Genomic DNA, 24,285 nt, shown 5'->3' on the forward strand with positions numbered 1-24,285 from the left:
CCTCAATTTTGGAATTTATAAAATAAATCTATTTCATCACTCAAAGCAAGAAGTTTTGAAAGTGCAATAATCGCCTTAAAACCCACACTTTTTTGCTGAATGAGCACACTCTCAAGAGCATTTTGGGCATCAATGACCCGTGCGCTTGTTGCCATGCCTTGTTTGAATGCTCGTGTTTGGAGCTTGAGATTTTCTTGCGCGAGTAAGACAGAGGAACTAAGTGTATTGTATTCTTCTCGTGCAGAAACTGCCTCTTTATAAGTCCTCCGTACAAGCAAAGTAAGATCCTTTATTGCTTGTTCTCTGAGACTGATTAGCTCTAGCTCTGTTATTTTGGCGACTTGGTATTGTTGGATTCTCGCTCTTGGGGTAATAAATGAAAAATTTACTCCTACACCAACATACCAAGATGGCATATTTGCAATAATCAGAGAATCTTGTTTGTCAGTAACAAGATAACTTCCTATACCAACAATCTGAGGAGTAAAAGCTGCACTAGCAATATTTTTAGAGACACCAACACTTTGGATTTTATGCTCTAAGATACGTAGTGCAGGATAACTTGCTAAGGCTTTTTGCACATAATAAGATTCATCATGAAGCGCTTGCGTTGAAATCTCTATTTTTGAGCTTGGTATGAAATCCAGAGAATCTAGCGCACTTTGGAGTGCTAAATTAGCGCTTTGAAGTGCATTATTTGCAGAACGCAGATTGTTTTTAAATTTATCACTTGCCACTTGCGAAGCAAGAACTTCTAAATGCGCTATCTGCCCACTCTTTTCTAAAGCTAAAGCATTTTGGTAATGCAATTTTGAAGTTTCAAAATTCTGCACACATACAGCAAGAATATCTCGTGCCAATACATCAGCATAATAAATACTCACAAATTCCTCAAATGTAGCAAGTTTCTTGATACGCATGGCTTCATTGGCATCTTTTTTTGCAATATCTGCAAGTGCAATAGTAGAACGACGCAAACCACCAGTATAAAGTGGATAAACAATATTAAATGCACCTATCATGACATTACGTTCTAAGAGTGTGATTGGTTTAGCGAGATTTCGCAACAAAGAATCTAGTTGTGGCATATTGAATTGTGCAGAGGAAAAGTTTGGGGTATATTGCAGGACTTCGTTTAGATGAACATAGATACCTTGAAAATTGATTTCAGGCAAATAACTCAGTCTTGCTCCAAAAGCAAGCTTTTCAGCCCGCTTAACTCCTTGCTCTTGTGCTTTGAGAGCATCATTATTTTGCAACACCCTCTCCCAAGCGCTTTTGACATCAATCGGGCTTTTATTGGCTTCAAAATCCTGTAAGATAGAATCCTCAACACCAAACAAAGCACAAAATCCCAAGAAAATAAAAAATGCCAAAAGAAAATACTTCATGGAAATCTGCCTTAAGAAGAACAAAGTTGGGAATTATACTTGAGTGTTCTCTATTTGTCGTGGATGGATTTGAGCTTGCAACCATAAACCTCTATAAAACAATTCAAAAACTCCCAAAGGACATAGTTTCGAGAATCAAAGACATGCAGATCTTCATCAATCAAATAATATTCAAGACACAAACACCAAAAGAGCACATGGTATTGCCAACAAATTAAAAGAATATGGAGATGGGTCTATATTTTAGAGCGAGCATTGGATTCGATTCGTGAGACAACAGAAGAAATTGCTATGCGATCGTTACTTGCTTCTTCAAGAAGTTTTTTTGCATTATCAATTGCCATAGCAACCTGATCTTGGGTATTACCACTAATAGAGACCGCACCATCAGCTATAACATCAACCTTGTTTTGTGAAACTTGCACATAACCCCAATTAATGGCTACTAACTCCACCGAATTGTCATTTCTGATAAATTCGATAATGCCTGCTTTTAGAGACGATAATAAATTACAATGCTGAGCATACACCCCAAACTCACCTTCACTGCCGGGCAGAATGACGTTTTGGATTTCGTCATCAAATATTTTTCCATAAGGTGTGACGATGCTAAGTTTGAGATTTTCCATAGGTTTTCCTTTATGCTTTAAGTTTCTCTGCCTTTTCTAAAGCTTCCTGTATATTGCCAACCATATAAAATGCATTCTCTGGAATATGATCGTATTTGCCAGATAAGATACCTTTGAATCCTTCGAGTGTTTCCTCTAAGGTCACATATTTTCCTGGGCTTCCTGTAAATACTTCTGCAACAAAAAAAGGCTGTGAGAGGAATTTTTCAATTTTTCTTGCTCTATCTACAATCTGCTTGTCTTCTTCAGAAAGCTCATCCATTCCCAAGATTGCGATAATATCCTGTAAATCTTTGTATTTTTGCAGAATCTGCTGAACACCTGTTGCGATATTGTAGTGTTCTTCCCCGACCACTTGTGGATCCAGGATTCTCGAAGTGGAATCCAATGGATCAACCGCGGGATAAATCCCTTTTTCTGTAAGTTTTCTATTGAGCACTGTAGTTGCGTCAAGATGTGAAAACACAGAAGCTGGTGCTGGATCTGTTAAATCATCTGCAGGCACATATACAGCCTGTACAGAAGTAATGGAGCCCTTTTTGGTTGATGTAATACGTTCTTGTAATTTCCCCATCTCACTTGCTAAAGTTGGCTGGTAACCAACAGCTGAAGGAATACGACCCAAAAGTGCTGACATTTCTGCTCCAGACTGCGCATAACGGAAAATATTATCAATAAACATCAAGACATCCAAACCTTTTTCATCACGAAAATACTCTGCCATTGTAAGCCCCGTAAAAGCGATTCTATTTCTTGCTCCAGGTGGCTCATTCATTTGCCCGTAGCAAAGTGCAACTTTATCTAATACACCACCCTCTTGCATCTCATTGTACAGGTCATTACCTTCTCTTGTGCGCTCACCAACCCCAGCAAAAACCGAATAACCACTATGTTTATATGCGACATTATGAATAAGCTCCATAATAACAACTGTTTTTCCAACACCAGCGCCACCGAATAATCCAACTTTACCGCCTTTAGAATAAGGTGCGAGCAAATCTACAACTTTAATACCCGTCTCAAACATTTCAGTTTTTGTGCTTTGGTTATCAAAACTTGGTGCTTCTCTATGGATTGGCCATTTCAAATCACTCTGTAACGACTCTTTACCATCAATAACATCACCGGTAACATTAAAGATTCTCCCCAACACCGCTTCGCCTACAGGTACTTCTATCATTTGACCACGTGCCTTGACAGTTTGCCCACGCGTTAAACCTTCTGTCATATCCATAGCAATAGTACGCACACGATTGTCGCCTAAATGTCCTGCAACTTCCAAAACAAGATTATTTCTACGTTCTTCTACATCAAATTCGACATCAATAGCTTCATAAATAGCAGGCAGATACGAATCAAATTCGACATCAACCACTGGCCCCATAACTTGTATAATCTTACCTTGCATATACTCTCCTTTTTAAACTTATTTCATTGCTTCAACGCCAGCATTAATCTCTACAAGTTCTGTTGTGATAGACTCTTGGCGTGCCTTATTGTACGAAACACTTAAACTTTTCACCAAATCTCCAGCATTATTTGTAGCAGCATCCATTGCTTGTACCCTTGCACTATGCTCTGCTGCTAAGGAATCTATAAGAGCATGGTACATGTTGTATTCAATATACTTGTGTGCAAGCTCATCAAGTAGCTGGTCTTCGTCAATCTCAGATTCTATATTAAGCATAGAGAAATCTGTCAATGCGTCTTGCTCATTAATATTTATTGTGAGTGGCAGAATTGCACGAGATTCTAATTCTTGAGAAATCATATTTTTGAAACCATTGTGCACGATAATAACTTCATCTGTGAATCCCTGCAAAAAATCATGTACTACATTGTTAATGAATTTGGCAGCAGATTCATAAGTAGGACTAGAACTAAGTCCCACAACCTTATCAAGAACTTCGACATCATTAAAAGCAAAAAACGAGATCCCCTTTTTACCGATACCTCGTAGTCTTACCCGAACATTTTGTTCTTTATAATGCTTCATAAGACGCAATACTTCTTTGATGGTTACTTGATTAAATCCACCACACAAACCTTTATCAGCTGTAATAAAAACAATATCAATCTTTTTTATTTCTCTCGTTTTTGAGCTTTGAAAATATTTGCTATTTACGCTCTCTATGCCTTTGAGCAAAATCTTACGCACAATCTCATCAAACATTTCATTAAGTTTATGAGAATAGATTTTGGATCGTCTTGCTAATTCTTCAGTCTTTTTCAATTTAGAAGTAGAAACGAGCTTCATAGCTCTCGTTGTTTTTTGAGTGTTTTTTACACTAACTATCTTGCGTCTTATTTCTTTAAGATTACCACCCATATGTCACTCCCATAATTCCTAATCAATTGCTTGAATTAGACAGAAAAAGATGTCTTAAATTCTTTCAGCGCAATATTAAGCTCGGCTTCAAGTTCCTTATCTAAAGCTTTTTTAACACGAATATCCTCAAAAAGTTTAGGATATTTGGCTTCAATGAATGGATACAACTCCTCTTCAAACTTGACAATCCTACCAACAGGTATATCATCAAGATATCCTTGACTGCCGGCATAAATAATCACAACTTGCTTCTCAATGGCAAGAGGAGAATAAGGGGATTGTTTCAAGATTTCAACCATTCGTTGTCCGCGTTCTAACTGTTTCCTACTAACTTCATCAAGATCCGAAGCAAACTGCGAGAATGCTTGAAGCTCTCTGTATTGAGCCAAATCAAGACGCAATGTACCTGCCACTTGCTTTGTAGCTTTAATTTGTGCTGCTCCACCCACACGAGAAACAGACAAACCCACATTTATCGCAGGACGAATACCTGAATTGAATAAATTAGTTTCAAGGAAAATTTGCCCATCGGTAATGGAGATCACATTAGTAGGAATATAAGCAGAAATATCACCAGCTTGCGTTTCAATAATAGGGAGCGCTGTAAGAGAACCGGCACCAAGCTCATCACTCAATTTTGCAGCACGCTCCAAAAGCCTTGAATGCAAATAGAATACATCTCCAGGAAATGCCTCTCGCCCTGGAGGACGTCTTAAAATAAGAGACATTTCACGATAAGCTACTGCATGCTTGCTCAAATCATCATATATAATAAGCGCATGCCTACCATTATCTCTAAAATACTCTCCGATTGTTACGCCCGTGTAAGGAGCTAAAAACTGCATAGCCGCAGATGAAGATGCTGGGGCATTGACAACAACGGTATACTCCATAGCCCCATGTTCCTCTAATTTACGTACCACTTGCGCAACGGTGGATTCTTTTTGCCCAATAGCTACATAAATACATATAACATCTTGTCCTTGTTGGTTGATAATAGAATCTACCGCAACTGTTGTTTTGCCAGTCTGTCTGTCACCAATAATAAGTTCTCTTTGTCCTCTACCAATAGGCACAAGAGCATCAATTGCTTTGATGCCTGTTTGGAGTGGCTCATGTACAGATTTTCTTGCCATAATACCTGGTGCTTTTTCCTCTACAAACTTATATTCACTTGCTTCAATAGGACCCCGACCATCAATTGCTTCGCCTAATGTATTGATAACACGTCCTACTACACCATCACCCACAGGCACTTTCATAAGCTTTTTTAAGCGTTTAACTGAGGAGCCTTCTTTGATATCCTTACCATTACCTAAGACAACTACTCCGACACTTGATTCTTCAAGATTGGAAGCAATACCAATATCACCGCTCTCAAATTCCACCATTTCATAGTACATAACATTATTCAATCCATAAACGTTTGCAACACCATCAGCATAAGCAAGAACTCTGCCTGTCTCGCTAATATCCACATTAATATCAAAGCTTTCAATGCGCTCTTTTATGATTGCACTTACCTCTTGAGATTTTAATTTTGCTACCACTTTTTCTCCTTTGAATCTAAGAATTAAAATGCTTTTAAAATATATGCACTCAGATCACTTAGAAATTTCTCCTTTGAAAAGGAAATCTCGATTCCTAAATCATCTACACTCAACCTAATACCTTCAATCATCACTTGCTCTTGTTTAATATTCAAAACCACATTCAACTTGCGAGAGAGACTCTCAGCAATCATATCTTGAGTCTTCGAATCTAAACCATCTTTTGTTTGCAAGACTGCTACAAATTGCTTTTTTTGTGCAAGCAAACGCTTCTCTAACATATCCGTTATATTTTGTAATACCTGGATTCTATTTTCTAAAACTATGATTTTAAAAAAATTCTTTAAGCGCTCATCGATTGTTTCAAATAGATTCAAAAGCAATTCTTCTTTTTGTTTGGTAGTCAAAAATGGAGAATAAATCAAGTCTGTAATTTGTTTCTTGCCTAAAGCATCGCTAATATTTGACAATACACACAAAACATCCTCAAGTTCCTCAATAGAAAATACCTGAAAAAGTGCTTGCACATATTTTTTGGCTATTACATCCATGGTCAACTGATCCTTTTTGTGATGATTTCAACATAATCCCTGTTGTCAATAACAATATCCTTGGAATGCAAAACGTCGTCTAAAACTACCCGAACGCTTTCTCTTAGAGCAAGAGTATTCTCGAAGTCCATATTTGCGTTCATCGTAGCTTCCATAGACTCTATACTCACCTGTGTTATTTTGGCAAACCTATCTGAAATCAAATTAGCTTCTTTCTTTGCTGTTTCTACAATCTCTTGCGCTGTCAACCTACTTTCTTCTAATTTTCTTAAAGCATTTTCTTTTTCTTGTCTAGCTATATGCAACCTATTTTGAACTTCATCCAATCGGGAAGCGATATTCTCTTTTCTTGTCATTAGAATCTCTTTAATGTGCGGATAAGCAAAATACCACAAAATAGCAGCAAATAAAATGAAATTTATCAACCTTTGAACAAAATCATTATCTCCTTCATTGAATCCAACTCCAAACGTAAAGCTTGGAAGCAAACCAACAAAACAAAACAAAAATATCTTTCTCATTTTCATTTCCTTAACAAATCTCTAAAGGATTTTGAGTTTATGCGCTATAGCTTGCTTATATTCATCAATATGGGTTAAAAGTTCGGTTCTCAATTCTTTTTGGTCATTTTTTGATTGTTCTCGAAATTTCATAAAACGATCATCAAGCTCTGCTTTTTTTTGTTGAATAGCCGCTTCAAAAAGATCTTTTTCTTCTATATTGGCTTGTTCAATAATATCTTTTGCTTCTTGCTGTGCTTTAGATATTATCGCGTTTATCTCTTCTTCGATTGTAAGAATATCTTGAGCGTTGTTTTGTGTGTCCTGGAGATCTTTTTTTATGTGTTCATCACGTTTATCCATAAACTCAAACACAGGCTTATATAACCATTGATTCAAACAAACCAAAAGTATCAGAAAACAAACAAAAACCAGTATCATGAGATACGGATTAACTGATATACCCATCCTTGAAGGCCTCCTTTAACTAATGTCTTGTTTTGCCATCCATTCTAACAAGTTAAGTCTTTTAATAACTTAAAATTTTAAGCTTTAAACTGGATTTTTTTCAAAAAATCTACTATTTCCACATTTTGATTAAATTCTACATAAAGCCTATTGTTTCTGAGGTTTGCCTTGAAGTTTTGCTTAAGAAGTTCTGTAAGTACACTATGTAACAATTCCCTATCGACATGCGATTTGTTTATCATCTTAGGATGTCTATCCTCATCTATACTATTCTGTGTTTTTATATTTCTAATCAACATTTCACTCTCTCGTACAGTGAGCTTTTGTCCAATGATAGAATCTGTTGCTATTCTCTGTTCGTCTGGACTTAATGTGATAAGAATCTTCGCATGACCCTGTGTAAGCTTGCCTTCCATAATATAATCCTGCACAAATTTTTCAAGATTGAGCAAACGGAGAGTGTTTGTGATTTGTACACGAGATTTCTTGATTTTCTGTGAGAGTTCTTCATGAGTAATGTTATATTCATTCAGGAGCTCTTGGTAGGATAATGCCAATTCGATTGGATTGAGCTCTTCACGCTGTATATTTTCTATGAGTGCAAGCTCACGCATTTTGTCGAATTTAATGTCAGCCAAAATAGCTCTGATACTTTCCATTCCAGCGAGCTTACTAGCTCTAAGCCTACGTTCCCCTGCAATTAAGATATATTCACCATATCTATCTTCGCATACCACCACAGGTTGCAGCAAACCATGTTCTTTTATAGAATCCGAAAGCTCTTGCAACGCGCTTTCATCAAAATTTTTGCGAGGCTGGTAAGGATTTGGTTTTATGTTTTCAATATTTAATTCCAACACAAGTAGAGAATCATTATCAGCATGCAAACTATTCTCATACGACTCACCCACTTCCCCTAAAATAGCACCTAACCCCCTACCTAAGCCTCTTTTGCTTTTTGCCATCATTATGCACCCTCTAGGATAAATTCCGCGAGATTTTGATAAGCAATGCTTCCGCTAGATTTAGCATCATAAAACAAAATAGGTTTTCCAAAACTTGGAGATTCCGCTAAGCGCACATTTCTTGGAACAATAATATACTCTTCTCTTTTTTTTGTGTGTCTAAAAAGCTTATCTCCAAAATGCTGACTTAAATCATCAAGCACTTGACGCGAGAGATTGTGCTGGCTTACAAACATTGTAGGTAAAAATCCGCGAATACTGAGATCGGGATTACTTGTATCTTTGATAACCTTTACTGTGTTGAGAAGTTGGGCTAATCCCTCAAGCGCATAAAACTCACATTGGATTGGCACGATGATGGAATCTGAAGCCACAAGCGCATTTACTGTCAATGCACCAAGTGCTGGAGGAGAATCAATAATAATAAAATCATAATTATTTTTCACCTCTTCTATTTTATTGCGCAGCATAGTCTGTCCATTATTTTTCTTGCTATAAAAATCTTTTTCAAATCCCGCTAAACCGATATTTGCGGGGACAAGATCAAGATATGGAATCTCATCAAGACGAATGATTACTTGAGAAATTTTCTTGGAGCCGCTTAATACATGATAGGCATCAATTTGCACTTCATTACGACGGATACCAAAAGCTGTAGTAGCATTGGCTTGCGGATCACAGTCAATAAACAAAACCCGCTTTTCCGAGGTAGCCAGAAATGCTGCTAAATTAACAGCTGTAGTTGTTTTGCCCACTCCGCCTTTTTGATTTGCAATAGTTATCACTTCACACATTACTGATCTCCATAAATCCATATAAAATTACCTAAGACTATAAATCACTTGAGAATCCACGCAAATAGAACCATCTTCAAGTAACCTCGCATCCTTAAAAAACAATTCTCTACCCTGATGGTGGAAGCTAAAAGCAAAATTATTTTCAAATTCTAACTGATAGAATCTGAAAATCTGCTTCCAAGATTCTGTTTTTTCTACCGTTTGCAAGTAGTTTTGCACAAACGTTTTTTTATCGATATTCATGCTTACGCCTTTTTCTATAGTCCCATATTTTGCGATATCTGCGCGATGAGTACCAAAAAGATTCACTCCTATTCCACATACTAATGTATTCTGTATTTTTGTGCTTAACACCCCACCTACCTTATCTCTTTCTACATATAAGTCATTAGGCCATTTGAGCCATACTTTTGAGCCAAGAGCCTGTAGGTTTTGTTTTAGTATGTAGCCAAAAAAAATGGACGCGGATTCTAATCTCAAATCATGTGGCAACAGCTCTAATGGTAAAGCAAAAGAAAAATATAAGGCATTTGGCGTATGCTCCCAGGTATTTCCCCTAGATCCAATCCCTTGAGTCTGAGACCTACAAATAATGCACACAGGCGCCTGTAGCTTAGAATCCTTTAGGGCACCAATCAAAAAAGTTTGTGTAGATTCCAAAACATCATATTCCAAAATTTCCATAACTATCCCTGCAATCACCTCATCACAAAGCTAAAATTCTTTATAAAATCCCCAGCTCTCCCTTGCTTGAGTGATTTCACTTTTTGATACATGCACAATCATAAGACCCTCGTATTCTTGCAAGCTATCCTCTATTTTCCCATAGGCATTGATATACAAGCTATCTCCGTAAAAATTCCAAGTGCTCCCATCTACCAACTCATTTCCTACACGATTTATTCTTAGAAGTGCACATGAGTTTAAAAACGCGCGCATTTTGCATAAAGAGCGCCATCTTGCATGTGTATCAAAGGTATTTGCGCAAGGTACGATAAGCATATCATAAGCTTCTTTTTTGATGCGAATAAAGATTTCATCAAAATGAAGTTCAAATCCCGATAACACCCCAATCTTTAGAGCATCCTGTTCAAAAGTTAGTGGTAATCTCGCGCTACGTGCTTTCTTGTTATCAAAAAACGCTCGTTCGTTCCAATGCTCAAATCCAATCAAACACTGTGGGAGATAAAACTCTATTTTTTCTGTGCCTCTGATAAGGGCAATTGTTTTGTATAATCCCTTGGTGTTGGATAACTTGCCCCAAACTCTATGCTGTAATAAAACTTCATTATTAACAATAATAGGGGTAAGAAAATTTATGTTGTATTGAGCGCTTAAAGATCCAAGCATTTGGAGATTCTTAAAATTAGCACGAGAAAGAAGCGTGGCAGAACTCAAAGTTTTCAGTGATGTAAAAAATGGCTCAAATACATATTCAGGGAAGCAAAGCAAGGAGACTTGTTGTTTCTGACAAGTTTTAAGATACTGTTCTAAATAATTGAAATTAGGCACGTTAGCAATCTGCAAAAGCGCAAGATTCATTACTATCCTTCAAAATATTCCAAAATCAATAGCAATTGTACTATTAAAAATTGATGCAAAAATTCAGTTCCTATGTATCTTTAAACAAAGATCATAAAACATATCCCGTGAAAGTGAAAACTCCCAATTCTTTGTTCCAAGCTCTGGGAGTTGTTTGTAAAAAAACTCAACCCCACCTAAATGCATTTTTTGTGTATTCAAAAATGCAAGTTGCAAATGGTTTTTGTCCTTGCCTATAATCTTAAATTGCACCAACTCCAAATCATTACACGCAAAGCAGGGCATAGGATTTGCCTGTCCAAAAGGCTCAAATTCTTCAAGAATCTGCAACAAATCTTTGTTGATATAACAAGATGGAATCTCGCCTAAAATAGCGCTTTGTGCCTCTCCTTTTGTCTGGAGATTCTCATCAAAGAGTGTCATAAATCTCTCAAGATTTCTGGATTCTAAACTCAAGCCCAATGCCCCCTGATGTCCGCCAAACTCAAGCAAAAGCGAATGTTTGCTCTGGATATCTTGGGCTGTTTTTATCAAATCCACATTTCCATAGCTCCTTGCTGAGCCTTTGAGTATCCCTTGGCCATCATCACTTAGCACAAAGGCGCTTTTCTTATAGGTCTGCACAAGCTGGCTGCAGATTATCCCAAGCACACCCTTATGCCAATCTTTGTGGCTTGCATAGAGCAGATTGTCTTTTTGTATAAGCACATTTTGGGCTGAGCACAAAATCTCTTGTTGCACGATTTTGCGCTCGTTATTGATAGATTCTAAGTCTTTGTACAACTCTTTGGCGCGCTGCAAGTCAGGAGCAAGCAAAAATTCTAGCGCTTTGTTCGCATCACCCATACGTCCAGCACAATTCAAAAGAGGGATAAAACTGAAAGAGACATTTTCCGCATTCATTATCTTTATCTTCTGACGGATGACTTCACACATTGGCATATTTGATTTTTTGATGGAATCTAGGCCTTTTTTTACGAGGATTCTATTCACTCCGACAAGTGGCATCACATCTGCTAAGGTAGCAAGCGCCAGAAATGGCAAGAATTCTCCCATATTGATATCTGCACTGATTTCTTGCTTGATACTTGCGCACAGATACCATGCAACCACGCAGCCACAAATATCTTTGTATGGAAATTCACAGCCTGGCTGTTTTGGATTGATAAGTGCATCTGCCTTGGGTAAGGAATCTTGAGGGGTATGATGGTCGGTGATAATGAGCTTGAGATTCTCTTTCGCGCAGAATTCCCCAGCATCATAGGCGCTGATGCCATTATCTACACTGATAATTAATTGGAAGTTTTTGCTTGCTTCAAGTCTCTCTAAGAGCTTGGTTGAGATTCCATATCCATCGCTAAAACGATTGGGTATGACAACTTCAAAGTTTTTATACCCCAAAGTGCTAAAAAACTTATACATAAGCGCGCTTGCATTGACCCCATCAGCATCATAATCTCCTATGATGAGAATATTTCCATTTTCTCGCATGGTTTCTGCTACAAGATACGCACTTTGCTTGCTGTCTTTGAGCAAATCTGGTTGTGGCAAATCCTTGAGACTATAAATACCTTGTGGCGTGTTTCTTTGCTCTAAAATCTCTCGCACAAGAGCAGGAGTAAGCTTTTTTATCATCGCTTAGTGTTTTGCTGCTAGGGTTTGTTTCAAAAATTCCAAAATGATAGGGTTTGGGTTTTTTAGCCTTGAAGTAAATTCTGGGTGGAATTGCACGCATACAAACCACGGATGATCTTGCAATTCGATAGCGTCAATAAGCCCGTTTGAATATCCACTTACCACAAGCCCTGCGGATTCTAATGCTTCTTTGTATCTTGGATTTGCTTCGTATCTGTGGCGATGTCTTTCTTTGATAGATAAGCTTTTGTAGGCTTCATAGAGCTTGCTGGGTTTTTTGACTTTGCATTCGTATTCTCCAAGCCTCATTGTCGCGCCCATTGGTGAAGTATGTGTGCGAAGCTGTTTGTTCCCCGCTGTATCGATAAAATCTTCGATGAGATAAACCACTGGTTCTTTTGTGTCTTTGTCAAATTCTGTGGAGTTTGCCTCTTTTATCCCAAGTACATTACGGGCAAATTCGATAATGCTTAATTGCATACCAAGGCAGATCCCAAGTAATGGAATCTTGTTCTCTCGTGCATAAGTAATCGCCTTTAGCTTACCTTCAATCCCTCTTTCTCCAAATCCACCGGGTATCAGGATGGAATCCACCTCTTTGAGCGCCTGGATATCATGCTCTAGGCTTTGGCTATCAATCCATTTGATATTCACCCGTGCATTGATATTTGCGCCTGCGTGGATCAATGCTTCTGTGAGAGATTTATACGATTCTTTGAGCGAGAGATATTTGCCGACAAAGCCTATCGTGAGGCTTTCATCAGGGGAGATGATTTTTTTGACAAGCATATCCCACTCTTGCATGTTTGGTTTGAGTGTGCCAAGTTCGAAGATTCTCGCGATTGGGGTGAGAATCCCTTCGCGTAAGAAATCCAGCGGGCATTGGTAAATGCTTGGAGAATCCTTTGCCACAATCACGCTATCATCATCTACATCACAGCTCAGCGCAAGCTTTTTTTTGAGATCTGTGTCGAGATTCTTTTCACATCGTGCTACCAGAATCTGTGGGGATATTCCGATTCTGCGTAGTTCTTGTACGCTATGTTGGGTTGGCTTTGTTTTGAGCTCCCCGACTGCTTTCACAAGTGGTATCAAAGTCACATGCACACTTATCACACGCTTTGCTCCCAACTCATGCTTTAACTGCCTCATAGCCTCTAGATATGGCATGCCTTCCATATCGCCAACCGTCCCTCCAAGTTCGACTACAAGGAATTCACTTCCTTGACCAGCCAAATGGATTCTTTGTTTGATCTCATCTACTATATGCGGGACGATTTGAATCGTTTTGCCAAGATACTTGCCTTTGCGCTCATTTTCAATCACTGAGAGATAGATTTGTCCGGTCGTGAAATTATTGAGCTTATGGAAGTCTTTGTTCAAAAAACGTTCATAATGCCCTATGTCTAAATCCGTCTCTGCACCATCACTTGTCACAAAGACTTCGCCATGTTCTAATGGACTCATCGTTCCTGGATCGACATTGATATAAGGATCGATCTTGAGAATACTGACATTAAAGCCGCTGTGCTGCAAAAGCGTGGCTATCGAAGAAGAAGTAATGCCTTTCCCTAGAGAGCTCAGCACCCCACCTGTCACAAAAATATACTTTACCTCTGCCACTTTCATATACAATACCTTGTGTAATTTTTGTGTAATTATAAATTCTGGATTCTATAAATTCCTTGAAATTCTAGCCCTGAGGAATATTTACTGCTTTATGTCTTTGAATCTGTAAAATCACACCATCAAACAAACATCATTTAAGGAATACAATGCTTTTGGTAATACTATTTCTCCTAGGCTTTATCTTGCCTAGTATTATTTTGGATCTTTTGCAACGTGCGCATATCAAAAAGACTTTAAAACAAAAACCTATTTTGCTTGATGACAAAGACTACGCCAAAGCTGGCTACTATGCACTAGAAAAACTCTCACTCCACATAATACACAGCGTGGTAGATGGTGTTGTGTTTGGTTTTTGGATTGTTTATGGCTTGAGCGCGCTTGATTCTCAGCTTGCTGGATTGAATCCTTATTTGCACGGTATTGTGCTTATCTTATCTATTCTACTTCTTGGCTCACTTATTGGTATTCCATTCTCGCTTTATGAGACATTTAGCATCGATAAACGTTATGGATTCTGCAAGCAAGGCATTGGGTTGTTTCTTTTAGACCTATCCAAAGGCCTGCTATTTGTCATATTGCTTGGTTCAGCCATCATCTTTGGGCTTTTGTGGCTTATGAATCATTATGCATATTGGTGGATTACATGTTTTTGTCTCATTTTTAGCATAGTAATCCTGGCAAATGCTATCTATCCCACAATCATTGCGCCCTTATTCAATAAATTTTCACCACTCAAAGATGCAGAACTCACAAGTCGCATAGAATCTCTGCTCACACAAGCGGGCTTCAAATCAAATGGCGTTTATGTCATGGATGCAAGCAAACGAGATGGCAGGCTTAATGCATACTTTGGCGGTATCGGCAAGACAAAGCGCGTAGTGCTTTTTGATACATTGCTTGACAAAATCAGCACAGATGGTCTTTTGGCGATTTTAGGCCATGAGCTAGGACATTTCAAGAATAATGATATTCTCAAGAGTATATGTCTTAGAGGAGTCTTTTTGTTTGCGCTGTTTTTTATCGCTTCGCATTTTCCAAGTGCTTTTTTCACCCAAAGCAATATTCCAGAGACTAATGCTGCAATTCTTGGCATGCTTCTCTTGCTCGCTCCTGTGTTTTCGTTTTGGTTTTTGCCAGTTATAGGCTACTTCTCTCGCAAGGCAGAATATGGAGCAGATAGATTTGGCGCACAACTCTCAAGCAAAAGCCATCTAGCAAATGCCCTTGTGCGTTTGGTCAATGAAAACAAGACTTTTCCAAGCTCACATCCAATATATATCTTTTTCTATTATTCCCATCCACCACTTATAGAGAGACTGAAAGCACTTGATTATGAGATTGACTAGAGCTCTGGGGTTAGCTTGCATATCCAAAAAGCACTCAAAAACGCGCAAGCGATTCTAAAATCTGCTTGTTATGTGCGAGAATCAGCTGGGTTTGGATTAGATTACCCGCGCATTACTTTAGAATCAGAGCTCTTGCTCTGCTTTGTCTTGCAAAAAGAGAGAGTGTTTTTGCATGCGCATTCAGAGGATGCTTTAAGCCCTAATGAGCTGAGGCGTTTTTTTCAACTTATCTGGAGACGCTTTCATGCAGAACCAATAGAATACATTACAAAACATGTGAGCTTTTATGGGAGAGATTTTTTTATACAGCATGGCGCGCTTATCCCTAGATGTGAAAGTGAGATACTCATACAAAAAACACAAGAGCTTATCATCCATCATGAAATCACACAGATTGCAGAAGTAGGCATAGGCTCAGGTGCGCTATCAATCACTCTTTTGCTCCATAATCCACAACTCAGAATCTTTGCCACAGATATCAGCAAAGAGGCATTAGAAGTAGCGAGGGAAAACATCCAAAGATTTTCTCTTGGCCGTGCTATCTTGCTTTTTTGCGGAGAATTTCTAGAGCCTCTTATACAAAGAAATCTGCCTATACCAGAGCTTATAATCGCAAATCTGCCATATATTCCAAATGGCACAAAACTTCCTTCCCCTCTTGGATACGAACCACAAACTGCGCTTTTTGGCGGGACAAGAGGAATAGAGGCGATAGAAGAGCTGCTCAGAGTGTGCAAGAAGCATGGGGTGAAATTTGTGGTATGCGAAATGGGGTTTGACCAAAAGGCGCTCATACAGGAGATAGTAAAGCCGCTTGGATACAAGAAATTAGAGTTTTATAAAGATTTGAGCAATCATGACAGGGGATTTGTCTTGTGTTTTGAATGAATTTTAAGACTGGATTTCATAATTATCCTATAGAATCAATCTCCAAATTTTATATCAGTACCCAAAGGACAGCTCATGAAAAAGCTTGATAAGCAATTTTGGATGAAAATACATCTCTATTTGAGTTTATTTTTTCTGCCTGTGGCATTTATTTATGCGCTAACAGGCGCATTGTATATTTTTGAAATCCGCCAAAATAGTGGCGCACAGACTTGGAATTTCAAACTTGATTCTATGCCGCAAAAAGGCAAAGAGGCCGAGGTGATTATCCAAACCTTACTTGATGCTAACCTCCCTCTTCCTTCAAACACACAAGTGCGCAACCTTAAGGGCAATATGATGATGGGTAATGTCAAATACAGCGCTACTATCACCAAGGACCAAAAAGGCGAGGTGACCTTGCGCGTAGTTGATAGGAATCTTTATGGGGTCTTATTGATGATGCACAAATCCCAAGGAGATAAATTCACCTTAGGCAGCTACAAATTCACATTTTTTGATTTTATGGCTATTGGATTTGCCTGCTCTTTGATGCTTTTTTATTTTTCTGGATTGGTCATCACTTCGTTTTGTAAAAAAAATCGCAAAGGCGCGCTTTGCACTTTCTTAGCAGGGTTGATTCTCACAAGTGTGGCAGTGTATTTTAGTGTGTAGCAATAATTTGTCTGATGTGCTCAAATGCAGATTCTAGATTTGTGGAATCTATATGAAACGCACAAGGCTCTTTCCTATACACCTTGTCATAGTATTGCGTGATAAGGATATATGCCACCTGCTCTAAATCTCTAAGCTCAAATGCTTTGTGTGCTTGCAGCCAATATCGTTTGTCCATAAAGGGAGCAATCTTTTGCATAGCATGATTGAAAAAATCTAAATCTATATCGCCATACTGCTCTAATATACGTTGTATGCGGATTTGTAGCGGTGCAGTAATGAGGATTTTTACTCCATTTTTGTATGCGTTATAAATCATACTGGGCACCACAAGAGAGCCTAGCTTTTTGCTTTCGTTTTCTACCAAAATCTTTTTGCCTTCCAGCTCTCTTAGTCGTGCAAAAAGCAGATTTTCAAACATCGCTGCTCTTGGCTGCTGCCCACAGATTCCCCCGAAGCTTGAGCCAAGATGCATACTCAAAGATTCTATATCAAGAGAATGTTCATACATGCCAATCAATGTGCTTTTGCCACAGCCAGTAGGTCCGCTAAGGGTGAAAAATTGAGAATCTAGAGGTTTTGCAAGAAATTCCAAGACTTCCTTACGATAGGCTTTGTAGCCATTTGTCAGCCGCAGGGTGCGATAGCCAATGTTTTGCAGAATGCTCTGCAATGACAGACTTCTCATCCCCCCACGAGCGCAATAGATTCCAATCACTTGGGCTGGGGTAATACCAAGGGTACATAAAACTTGGGATATATTCTTGCATATGAGAGTAGCGCCTAAAACCTTTGCGCCAAAAGGATCTTGCTTATAGAGTTTCCCAACTTGCTCGCGCTCATTATCATCTAGCACAGGCACATTGCGCGCACCTACGATATGTGATGATGCAAACTCGCTGGGACTACGCACATCAAAAATCACATCCGCTTGCGCCAAAAAATCATGCGCAAGCACAATCAACCAATGTTTTGTTTTATGTGAAGTGAGCTTTCCTTACGCATCTTTATACGCTTGAGCGCGTTTTCATAGCGTCGGATTTCGGCTTCTGTCTGTGGTGTGAATGGCGGGATAGACTTCTTTTCGCCAGTTTTTGTATCGATTGCTACCATCGTGAAATAGCAGGTATTGCAATGGGTGACAAAATGGTTTTTGATATCCTCGCTAATAACCTTTATACCAACCTCGCAGCTGGTTCTACCCACATAATTCACACTTGCTAAAAAGATAATCAATGAGCCAATCGGGATAGGTTGCTTAAACATAAGATTATCCACACTCAAAGTCACTACACCATGTCCGCAATAACGAGTAGCACATGCATAAGCCACCTGATCGAGCAATTTCATCAATTCCCCACCGTGCACAACCCCACTAAAATTTGCCATACTAGGACTTGCAAGAATACTCATCGTTAAAGATTTTGTATCAAAAATATCTTCCATAACCACTCCTTGTGATAAATAAAATGGGTTTTATTATGCGCTTAGTGTGTTAATAGAGCCTTTTTAAATCATTAAAAAGCCCTACGCACATTAACCCGATAATACATACAAAGCCAAATACGCCTAAAATTGATATTACTTTTTTGTTTGCCTCTTTTTTGAAAAGCATTTCATACAACACAAAGAGAATCTGTCCTCCATCAAGCATTGGAATAGGCAAAAGATTCAAAAGCCCAAGATTAATAGAAAGTAGCGCGCACAGACTTACAAACACTAAAAAATCTTCATCAAATGTATAACCCAAAGCAGAAGCCATACCAACAACACCACTTACCTCATGAACCCCTAGCACACCACTTATGACCTTACTAAGCCCTTGCAGAATAAAGCCCGCAGATTCTATACTTTTGACCAACGCTCGTTTCAGAGAATCCAAAAAACCAAAAGATACAAATTCTCTATTTTGCGAAGGCATAACCCCAAGAAACGCTCTTATGACCTTTTCTCCAAATATATTTTGAAACTCTCTTGATTCCGGGGTTACATACAAATCCAGTGTTTGTGCTCCACGTTTTACGGAAATATGTAAAGGGTCTGTGCTATTAGCCAGAGTGTAATCCTGCAATGCTTTTTGTATATCCTTCCAAAGCACAATTTGAGTATTTTGGATAGAAACGATTCTGTCGTTTGGCAAAAGTCCTGCGCTTTTTGCTGGACTATTATCTTGTAAGTCTGCAATAACCGGCGTGAGCGCAAAGATTCCATGCATAAAAATCACGCAATACAAGAAAAAACCAAGAAAAAAATTAAAGAATGGACCCGCAAAAAGCACAAAGAGCTTGATGCTTGCTGGCTTACTTTTGTAGCTACAAGAGCCTTTTTCTTGAAGCTTTACATAGCCACCCAATGGAATCAATGACAAAGCAAACTGCGAATTTTTATGAGAAAAATAAAAAATTTTGCGTCCAAATCCAATACTAAAGACTTCGACTCCTATGCCACACATTCTGGCAGCAAGAAAATGTCCTAATTCGTGAAAAAATATAAGAAAACCAAGAGCTAGGATTCCGATAACAACACCCAAACTAAGCCTTCAAACCTTTATAGTAGTTTAGTGTGTAATCAAGTCCTGAATAAAGCGTGAGTATTGTAGCAAGCCATAAAAGAACCTCACCACCGGGGAAAAAGTCTGCGAGCAAAAAGGCAATAGCTGCAATCTGCGCGCCTGTCTTATATTTACCCGCTTTTGAAGCAGCTATATTTTTACCACTGCTTGCTACTACCACACGCAAACCTGTGATAAAAAATTCCCTACTGAGAATCAAAAATACCGCCCAAGGATTTGCTCTCTCTAAGACCAAAAGTGCAACGAATGCAGAAAGGATAAGCATCTTATCAGCAAGCGGATCGAAAACTTCGCCAAAAAGTGAGTTGAAATGGTATTCTCGTGCGATATACCCATCAAAAAAATCAGTCAAACTTGCGACACAGAAAATCAAACAAGAAAAATAATTTACCCAAGAAAAATCTACAAAAGAAGGAAGTATCATCTCGTAGTGCAATACAAGAAACAAAAGCAAAACGGCTAAGATAATGCGAGAGATTGTCAGAATATTAGGTATATGGCGCAAGAAAAATCCTTAAAACCCCGATGTAGAAGGTCGGATTATAACAAACGAATCGCAATCTCTATTGGGTAGTATGTGTGCAAAATGCTAGAATACACCCTTAAAATATTCTTAAGGATACAGATGAATCTCACCCATCTAAATAGTGATAATAATCCGACTATGGTAGATATAAGTGCCAAAAACATTACACAGCGCCAAGCAATAGCCAGCGGAGAAATTACAATGAGTGAATCTGCTTTTGTGGCAGTTAAAGAAAATTCTGTAAATAAAGGTCCTGTATTGCAAACTGCAATAATAGCAGCCATTACAGCGGCAAAGAATACATCTCAAGCAATTCCAATGTGCCATAACCTTATGCTAAGCAAGGTTGATATACGGATTACAGAACTGCAAGACACATTTGGCTTTAAAGTGCAGGCATTAGTAAAATGCGAAGGTAAGACAGGTGTAGAAATGGAAGCTCTTCATAGTGTTAGTATAGGGCTTTTGACCATCTATGATATGTTAAAGGCAATTGACAAAAACATGATAATAAGAGAAATCCATCTCCAAGAAAAAAGCGGTGGCAAAAGTGGAGATTTTCTATTTAAGGAAATATGAAATTAAAGAATCCATTCCGTGACATTTCATACTTATACTGAACAATATTAGTGAGTAAACCAAAGTGCATATGATGAAAAAGCTGGAATCTTTGCTACAAGAAGCGATATATAGCACCTAGGTACACCACTTAAGCGCCCTACTAGAGTTTGAAGCATAAACAATGTTTCGTAGGAAAGTTATCAGATTTGCTACAATGCGGGCCTTTACTTCGTATAAAGGCATATTTTGCACTATATATTTTTACCAGTAACCTTGCATTCGTTACAAACTATCCCAAGCTGCCTTAATAAAAACTCTAGTGCAGAGTTTTGTTTGTGTGCATTTGAGGTTTTTAGCAATATCTTAGAGCATAACTTTTTTAATACAAAAATTGCCCAACATCCACGCCAAACCAAAAGATTTTCAAAATACAAGATTCTATGTGTATTAAGCTCATGCGGATACAAACTCCGTTTTATTTTTATGCCAAAGTTTCTTCCACAGTTTCAGTCAAAACTCATACCTAGGAAACATTACAAAAATCCCACTTTTAGAATCACAAGACATAAGCCCTACCAAAAATACTATTACGGTAGGGGAATGGATATTGTGCAAAGATTCTGTAGATTTGAGCTGACAATATTGCGAATGCAAAAAATCCGCATTGATCTTGCATCAAGGAATAGATAAGTGGATATTTCAAAATCCAGTTTCCGAGATGGTGGTGATGCTATAAAAATAGTAGGCAAAATAAATACCTACCAAGCATTTTTAGAATTCAAACAGGAGATAGAACTCTATCTCAAAGCCTACAAAGACCAAGATACTTCTAGCAAATACAGCTTTAATGGCGAAAAATTCAGAATCTACTTTGTGCGTGCTTATCCGCTAAATTCTTATGTGCTAGGGTTTTTATGTAAACTTGCACTGCATGACAAAATAAATATAGAGACAATCGTTGATGGTTCGCGTATGTTTACATTTTTTGAAGAAATTGGATTACTTGAATTATTTGAAGTCAAAATCCGCGAAGAAGGCTAAATGGCGCTAAGTACTTGGAATCTCTTTTATTCCAAATTTGATCCTATAGCTTTTGAGATTTTTTTTCTCAAGATCCATTGGTATGGAATCTGTTATGTAGTAGCACTTGTAGTCGCACTCTTCATCGCACAATATTTTTTAAAACATCACAAATCCTATTTTGGTATAGATGCAAAAATGCTGGATTCTTATTTTGTCTGGTCGGAAGTTGGCGTCATTTTGGGTGCTAGGATTGGCTATGTAACTATCTATGGCAATGGATTATCATGGGATATATTTAATCCCTTTGACTTGGATGGGAATTTTGTAGGGATTGCTGGCTTTAGCTATCACGGAGGAGTGATTGGCTTTGTATTTGCAAGTGTAATGTTTTGCTTTTACAAAAAACAACCAATTTTTTCTTATTTAGATCTTGCAACCCTTTGTATCCCCTTAGCTTATGTTTTTGGCAGAATAGGAAACTTTCTCAACCAGGAGCTTTATGGGAGAATAATTGATATAGATTCAAAGCTTACCTGGATAGGAATCTTAGTAGATGGACATTTGCGCTATCCCAGTCAGCTTTTTGAAGCATTTTTTGAAGGAATTGTGGTTTTTATCATTATGCTTTCTGTGAGGAGATTCTGCAAAAAGCGTGGGCAGTTAGCCTGTGTGTATGGCATAGCATATGCTCTTGCAAGGTTTTTTTGCGAATATTTCAGAGAAGCAGACGCTCATATGGGTTATTATGCCTTCAATCTCTCTATGGGGCAGATTCTAAGCGTTGTAATGTTTGTGTCTTGTGTGTTATTATTGATCGCTATATCCAGAAATGCATCCCACTACCAACATAAGGAGGAACAAGTATGCAAAAAATAACACTTGATTACCTTAAACAAAAAAAGGGCAAAGAGAAAATCACTGCAATCACTGCATATGATGGTCTTATGGCTGGGATTTTTGATGATTTTATTGAAATTATTCTTGTAGGAGATTCTCTTAATATGAGCTTTCATACTAAGCCTGACACACTCAGTGCTAGCGTAGATACTATGATTTATCACACCAAAGCAGTTTGCTCAAATGTAAAAAAGGCTTTTGTCATAGCAGATATGCCTTTTGGAAGTTATTACGACAAAAAAAGTGCCATCAAAAATGCCCTAAGATTCTATAACCAAACAGAGTGCAATGCGATCAAACTCGAAGTCAATGAGGACAAGCTACCAATTATTGAGGCTTTATGCAAAGAAGGTTTTGCTATTATGGCGCATATTGGATTGAAGCCGCAGTTTGTTCGCACAGATGGTGGATACAAGGTCAAGGGTAAAACCCCACAAGAGCAAAAGCGTCTCGTAACACTCGCTAAGAATCTTGAGAGTGCTGGCGTATTTGGGTTTTTATTAGAGGGAATAAAAGCAAAGTTAGGAGAGGAAATCACAAAGTCTGTAGAGATTCCGACTATTGGCATAGGCGCTGGAGGGAAATGCGATGGTCAGATACTTGTCTGGAGCGATGCATTTGGATTCTTCGATGGATTCAAACCAAAATTTGTGAGAACTTATCTTGAAGGCAAGAAGTTATTACAAGATGCACTCAGACATTATGTAGATGATGTAAAAGAAGGAAAATTCCCAAGTGAGATGGAAAGCTATTAATGGAAAAGATAAGTATTGAGCGCGAAATAAGTCCATTACAATCCCACGAGATAGAATCTTCCCTACGTCCAAATATATGGGAAGAGTATATTGGACAAGAAACAATCAAAAAAAATCTCAAAGTATTTATACAAGCTGCAAAACTCCGCAATGATTGCTTGGATCATATTCTTTTCTTTGGGCCACCAGGACTTGGCAAAACCACTTTAAGTCATATTATTGCAACTGAGATGGGTGCAAATATCAAAGTAACAGCAGCACCAATGATAGAAAAAAGTGGGGATTTGTGCGCGATTCTCACAAATCTCAATGATGGTGATATTTTGTTTATCGATGAGATTCATCGTCTAAGCCCACCTATTGAGGAGGTCTTGTACCCTTGTATGGAGGACTATAGGCTTGATATTATCATTGGTTCTGGTCCTGCCGCACAAACTATCAAGATTGATTTGCCACGTTTCACACTTATTGGTGCAACCACACGTGCAGGCATGCTATCAAACCCTCTGCGCGATAGATTTGGTATGAACTTCAGAATGCAATTTTATACACCAGAAGAATTACAAATGATTGTGCTTTTAGCCTCAGACAAACTCAATAAAAAAATAGAGAAGCAAAGTGCATTAGAAATCGCTAAAAGATCACGTGGTACTCCAAGAATAGCACTGCGGCTTTTGCGTCGAGTCCGTGATTATGCAGAAGTACAGCAAGAAGAGATAATCAGTCTTGAATGCACAAAATATGCATTAAAAGAATTAGGGGTAAATGAGCTTGGCTTTGATCTGTTGGATCTACGTTATCTTGAGATCCTCGTACAAAGCAAAAATCGCCCTATGGGACTGAATGCTATTGCTGCCGCAATGAGTGAGGATGAAGGTACGATAGAAGATGTTATTGAGCCATATTTGCTTGCACAGGGTTATTTTGAACGCACTGCACGCGGAAGAATTGCTACGCACAAAACCTATGAACTGCTTTCTTTTCCAAACGATAGTCTTTTCAAAATGGAATAAGTTTCTAACATAATAAAAAATTAAAGTGCATTAAGATAGAATCCGCGCTCCTAGAGAGTATCAA

The 24,285-nt window shown here is 38.3% G+C and carries 27 protein-coding genes; 9 read left to right on the plus strand and 18 right to left on the minus strand.

Annotated features, from left to right (window positions below; genetic code table 11):
* Positions 1-2: 2 nt before the first annotated feature.
* The 14 genes from CCY97_RS03460 to pyrG form a co-directional block, all read right to left on the minus strand.
* Complete coding sequence (locus tag CCY97_RS03460; protein WP_112064105.1) at positions 3-1,391, minus strand: TolC family protein; 1,389 nt, start codon at positions 1,389-1,391, stop codon at positions 3-5.
* Positions 1,392-1,627: 236 nt separating this feature from the next.
* Positions 1,628-2,020 (minus strand): ATP synthase F1 subunit epsilon, encoded by a 393-nt coding sequence (gene atpC / locus CCY97_RS03470; protein ID WP_112064107.1) that lies wholly within the window; start codon positions 2,018-2,020, stop codon positions 1,628-1,630.
* A gap of 10 nt (positions 2,021-2,030) precedes the next feature.
* Positions 2,031-3,428 carry a F0F1 ATP synthase subunit beta gene (atpD, locus tag CCY97_RS03475; RefSeq protein ID WP_112064108.1) on the minus strand — a complete coding sequence of 466 codons (1,398 nt, stop codon included), beginning with the start codon at positions 3,426-3,428 and terminating at the stop codon, positions 2,031-2,033.
* A gap of 18 nt (positions 3,429-3,446) precedes the next feature.
* Entirely contained in the window at positions 3,447-4,349 is a 903-nt protein-coding gene (gene atpG / locus CCY97_RS03480; RefSeq protein WP_112064109.1) for an ATP synthase F1 subunit gamma, read from the minus strand.
* Between the two features lie 35 nt (positions 4,350-4,384).
* Positions 4,385-5,899, minus strand: a complete 1,515-nt coding sequence (atpA, locus tag CCY97_RS03485; RefSeq protein ID WP_112064110.1) for a F0F1 ATP synthase subunit alpha — start codon at positions 5,897-5,899, stop codon at positions 4,385-4,387.
* A gap of 23 nt (positions 5,900-5,922) precedes the next feature.
* Positions 5,923-6,450: a F0F1 ATP synthase subunit delta gene (locus tag CCY97_RS03490; RefSeq protein WP_112064111.1), complete on the minus strand. Its 528-nt coding sequence runs from the start codon at positions 6,448-6,450 to the stop codon at positions 5,923-5,925.
* A 2-nt stretch (positions 6,451-6,452) separates the two neighbouring features.
* Positions 6,453-6,971, minus strand: a complete 519-nt coding sequence (locus CCY97_RS03495) for a F0F1 ATP synthase subunit B (protein ID WP_181562802.1) — start codon at positions 6,969-6,971, stop codon at positions 6,453-6,455.
* A 21-nt stretch (positions 6,972-6,992) separates the two neighbouring features.
* On the minus strand, positions 6,993-7,418 hold the full coding sequence (locus CCY97_RS03500) for a F0F1 ATP synthase subunit B' (RefSeq protein WP_112064113.1): 426 nt from the start codon (positions 7,416-7,418) through the stop codon (positions 6,993-6,995).
* A 77-nt stretch (positions 7,419-7,495) separates the two neighbouring features.
* The gene (locus tag CCY97_RS03505) at positions 7,496-8,386 is read right to left on the minus strand and encodes a ParB/RepB/Spo0J family partition protein (protein ID WP_346435141.1); all 891 of its coding nucleotides are present in this window, start codon (positions 8,384-8,386) and stop codon (positions 7,496-7,498) included.
* Positions 8,386-9,177, minus strand: coding sequence for an AAA family ATPase (locus CCY97_RS03510; protein ID WP_112064114.1), 792 nt, complete (start codon positions 9,175-9,177; stop codon positions 8,386-8,388). The genes CCY97_RS03505 and CCY97_RS03510 overlap by 1 nt, the downstream gene beginning before the upstream one ends.
* Positions 9,178-9,204: 27 nt before the next feature.
* Positions 9,205-9,864, minus strand: a complete 660-nt coding sequence (locus tag CCY97_RS03515; protein ID WP_112064115.1) for a biotin--[acetyl-CoA-carboxylase] ligase — start codon at positions 9,862-9,864, stop codon at positions 9,205-9,207.
* A 30-nt stretch (positions 9,865-9,894) separates the two neighbouring features.
* The gene (locus tag CCY97_RS03520) at positions 9,895-10,722 is read right to left on the minus strand and encodes a carbon-nitrogen hydrolase family protein (protein ID WP_112064116.1); all 828 of its coding nucleotides are present in this window, start codon (positions 10,720-10,722) and stop codon (positions 9,895-9,897) included.
* Positions 10,723-10,785: 63 nt separating this feature from the next.
* Positions 10,786-12,357 (minus strand): single-stranded-DNA-specific exonuclease RecJ, encoded by a 1,572-nt coding sequence (gene recJ, locus CCY97_RS03525; protein WP_112064117.1) that lies wholly within the window; start codon positions 12,355-12,357, stop codon positions 10,786-10,788.
* A gap of 3 nt (positions 12,358-12,360) precedes the next feature.
* Positions 12,361-13,986 (minus strand): CTP synthase (glutamine hydrolyzing), encoded by a 1,626-nt coding sequence (gene pyrG, locus CCY97_RS03530; RefSeq protein WP_112064118.1) that lies wholly within the window; start codon positions 13,984-13,986, stop codon positions 12,361-12,363.
* 146 nt (positions 13,987-14,132) lie between these two features.
* Here pyrG and CCY97_RS03535 point away from each other — a divergent pair, with 146 nt between their 5' ends.
* The 3 genes from CCY97_RS03535 (at position 14,133) to CCY97_RS03545 (ending at position 16,874) form a co-directional block, all read left to right on the plus strand.
* Entirely contained in the window at positions 14,133-15,332 is a 1,200-nt protein-coding gene (locus CCY97_RS03535) for a M48 family metallopeptidase (protein WP_112064119.1), read from the plus strand.
* A 15-nt stretch (positions 15,333-15,347) separates the two neighbouring features.
* Complete coding sequence (locus tag CCY97_RS03540; RefSeq protein ID WP_112064120.1) at positions 15,348-16,220, plus strand: HemK/PrmC family methyltransferase; 873 nt, start codon at positions 15,348-15,350, stop codon at positions 16,218-16,220.
* 75 nt (positions 16,221-16,295) lie between these two features.
* Positions 16,296-16,874: a PepSY-associated TM helix domain-containing protein gene (locus CCY97_RS03545; protein ID WP_258456946.1), complete on the plus strand. Its 579-nt coding sequence runs from the start codon at positions 16,296-16,298 to the stop codon at positions 16,872-16,874.
* Here the strand turns inward: CCY97_RS03545 and mnmH are convergent.
* From mnmH to pgsA, 4 genes are read right to left on the minus strand one after another with little or no spacing between them, the layout of a single operon-like run.
* Complete coding sequence (gene mnmH, locus CCY97_RS03550; RefSeq protein ID WP_258456952.1) at positions 16,864-17,832, minus strand: tRNA 2-selenouridine(34) synthase MnmH; 969 nt, start codon at positions 17,830-17,832, stop codon at positions 16,864-16,866. The genes CCY97_RS03545 and mnmH overlap by 11 nt on opposite strands.
* Before the next feature lie 2 nt (positions 17,833-17,834).
* Positions 17,835-18,320, minus strand: a complete 486-nt coding sequence (locus tag CCY97_RS03555; RefSeq protein WP_112064122.1) for an acyl-CoA thioesterase — start codon at positions 18,318-18,320, stop codon at positions 17,835-17,837.
* Positions 18,321-18,369: 49 nt separating this feature from the next.
* Positions 18,370-19,404 carry an RIP metalloprotease RseP gene (gene rseP, locus CCY97_RS03560; protein ID WP_112064123.1) on the minus strand — a complete coding sequence of 345 codons (1,035 nt, stop codon included), beginning with the start codon at positions 19,402-19,404 and terminating at the stop codon, positions 18,370-18,372.
* Position 19,405: 1 nt separating this feature from the next.
* Complete coding sequence (gene pgsA, locus CCY97_RS03565) at positions 19,406-19,951, minus strand: CDP-diacylglycerol--glycerol-3-phosphate 3-phosphatidyltransferase (RefSeq protein ID WP_112064124.1); 546 nt, start codon at positions 19,949-19,951, stop codon at positions 19,406-19,408.
* A 120-nt stretch (positions 19,952-20,071) separates the two neighbouring features.
* Between pgsA and moaC the strand changes: the two genes are divergently transcribed.
* The 6 genes from moaC to ruvB all read left to right on the plus strand — a co-directional run bounded on the left by moaC (position 20,072) and on the right by ruvB (position 24,221).
* Positions 20,072-20,551, plus strand: coding sequence for a cyclic pyranopterin monophosphate synthase MoaC (moaC, locus tag CCY97_RS03570; RefSeq protein ID WP_112064125.1), 480 nt, complete (start codon positions 20,072-20,074; stop codon positions 20,549-20,551).
* A gap of 228 nt (positions 20,552-20,779) precedes the next feature.
* Positions 20,780-21,223 (plus strand): hypothetical protein, encoded by a 444-nt coding sequence (locus tag CCY97_RS03575; RefSeq protein ID WP_112064126.1) that lies wholly within the window; start codon positions 20,780-20,782, stop codon positions 21,221-21,223.
* Positions 21,224-21,574: a hypothetical protein gene (locus tag CCY97_RS03580; RefSeq protein ID WP_258456950.1), complete on the plus strand. Its 351-nt coding sequence runs from the start codon at positions 21,224-21,226 to the stop codon at positions 21,572-21,574.
* Positions 21,575-22,432: a prolipoprotein diacylglyceryl transferase gene (gene lgt / locus CCY97_RS03585; RefSeq protein WP_112064127.1), complete on the plus strand. Its 858-nt coding sequence runs from the start codon at positions 21,575-21,577 to the stop codon at positions 22,430-22,432.
* On the plus strand, positions 22,420-23,208 hold the full coding sequence (panB, locus tag CCY97_RS03590) for a 3-methyl-2-oxobutanoate hydroxymethyltransferase (RefSeq protein ID WP_112064128.1): 789 nt from the start codon (positions 22,420-22,422) through the stop codon (positions 23,206-23,208). The genes lgt and panB overlap by 13 nt, the downstream gene beginning before the upstream one ends.
* The gene (ruvB, locus tag CCY97_RS03595) at positions 23,208-24,221 is read left to right on the plus strand and encodes a Holliday junction branch migration DNA helicase RuvB (protein WP_112064129.1); all 1,014 of its coding nucleotides are present in this window, start codon (positions 23,208-23,210) and stop codon (positions 24,219-24,221) included. Before panB ends, ruvB begins: the two co-directional genes overlap by 1 nt.
* The last annotated feature ends 64 nt before the right edge of the window (positions 24,222-24,285 follow it).

This window comes from Helicobacter sp. 10-6591 (assembly GCF_003288805.1).
In the GTDB taxonomy this organism is placed as follows: Bacteria; Campylobacterota; Campylobacteria; order Campylobacterales; family Helicobacteraceae; genus Helicobacter_F.

What these genes read in the sequence shown, in the direction of transcription:
- CCY97_RS03460 (WP_112064105.1), bottom strand. Translation starts at nt 1,391, where the DNA reads ATGAAGTATTTTCTTTTGGCATTTTTTATTTTCTTGGGATTTTGTGCT.
- atpC (WP_112064107.1), bottom strand. Translation starts at nt 2,020, where the DNA reads ATGGAAAATCTCAAACTTAGCATCGTCACACCTTATGGAAAAATATTT.
- atpD (WP_112064108.1), bottom strand. Translation starts at nt 3,428, where the DNA reads ATGCAAGGTAAGATTATACAAGTTATGGGGCCAGTGGTTGATGTCGAA.
- atpG (WP_112064109.1), bottom strand. Translation starts at nt 4,349, where the DNA reads ATGGGTGGTAATCTTAAAGAAATAAGACGCAAGATAGTTAGTGTAAAA.
- CCY97_RS03490 (WP_112064111.1), bottom strand. Translation starts at nt 6,450, where the DNA reads ATGGATGTAATAGCCAAAAAATATGTGCAAGCACTTTTTCAGGTATTT.
- CCY97_RS03495 (WP_181562802.1), bottom strand. Translation starts at nt 6,971, where the DNA reads ATGAGAAAGATATTTTTGTTTTGTTTTGTTGGTTTGCTTCCAAGCTTT.
- CCY97_RS03500 (WP_112064113.1), bottom strand. Translation starts at nt 7,418, where the DNA reads ATGGGTATATCAGTTAATCCGTATCTCATGATACTGGTTTTTGTTTGT.
- CCY97_RS03505 (WP_346435141.1), bottom strand. Translation starts at nt 8,386, where the DNA reads ATGATGGCAAAAAGCAAAAGAGGCTTAGGTAGGGGGTTAGGTGCTATT.
- CCY97_RS03510 (WP_112064114.1), bottom strand. Translation starts at nt 9,177, where the DNA reads ATGTGTGAAGTGATAACTATTGCAAATCAAAAAGGCGGAGTGGGCAAA.
- CCY97_RS03515 (WP_112064115.1), bottom strand. Translation starts at nt 9,864, where the DNA reads ATGGAAATTTTGGAATATGATGTTTTGGAATCTACACAAACTTTTTTG.
- CCY97_RS03520 (WP_112064116.1), bottom strand. Translation starts at nt 10,722, where the DNA reads ATGAATCTTGCGCTTTTGCAGATTGCTAACGTGCCTAATTTCAATTAT.
- recJ (WP_112064117.1), bottom strand. Translation starts at nt 12,357, where the DNA reads ATGATAAAAAAGCTTACTCCTGCTCTTGTGCGAGAGATTTTAGAGCAA.
- pyrG (WP_112064118.1), bottom strand. Translation starts at nt 13,986, where the DNA reads ATGAAAGTGGCAGAGGTAAAGTATATTTTTGTGACAGGTGGGGTGCTG.
- CCY97_RS03535 (WP_112064119.1), top strand. Translation starts at nt 14,133, where the DNA reads ATGCTTTTGGTAATACTATTTCTCCTAGGCTTTATCTTGCCTAGTATT.
- CCY97_RS03545 (WP_258456946.1), top strand. Translation starts at nt 16,296, where the DNA reads ATGAAAAAGCTTGATAAGCAATTTTGGATGAAAATACATCTCTATTTG.
- CCY97_RS03555 (WP_112064122.1), bottom strand. Translation starts at nt 18,320, where the DNA reads ATGGAAGATATTTTTGATACAAAATCTTTAACGATGAGTATTCTTGCA.
- moaC (WP_112064125.1), top strand. Translation starts at nt 20,072, where the DNA reads ATGAATCTCACCCATCTAAATAGTGATAATAATCCGACTATGGTAGAT.
- lgt (WP_112064127.1), top strand. Translation starts at nt 21,575, where the DNA reads ATGGCGCTAAGTACTTGGAATCTCTTTTATTCCAAATTTGATCCTATA.
- panB (WP_112064128.1), top strand. Translation starts at nt 22,420, where the DNA reads ATGCAAAAAATAACACTTGATTACCTTAAACAAAAAAAGGGCAAAGAG.
- ruvB (WP_112064129.1), top strand. Translation starts at nt 23,208, where the DNA reads ATGGAAAAGATAAGTATTGAGCGCGAAATAAGTCCATTACAATCCCAC.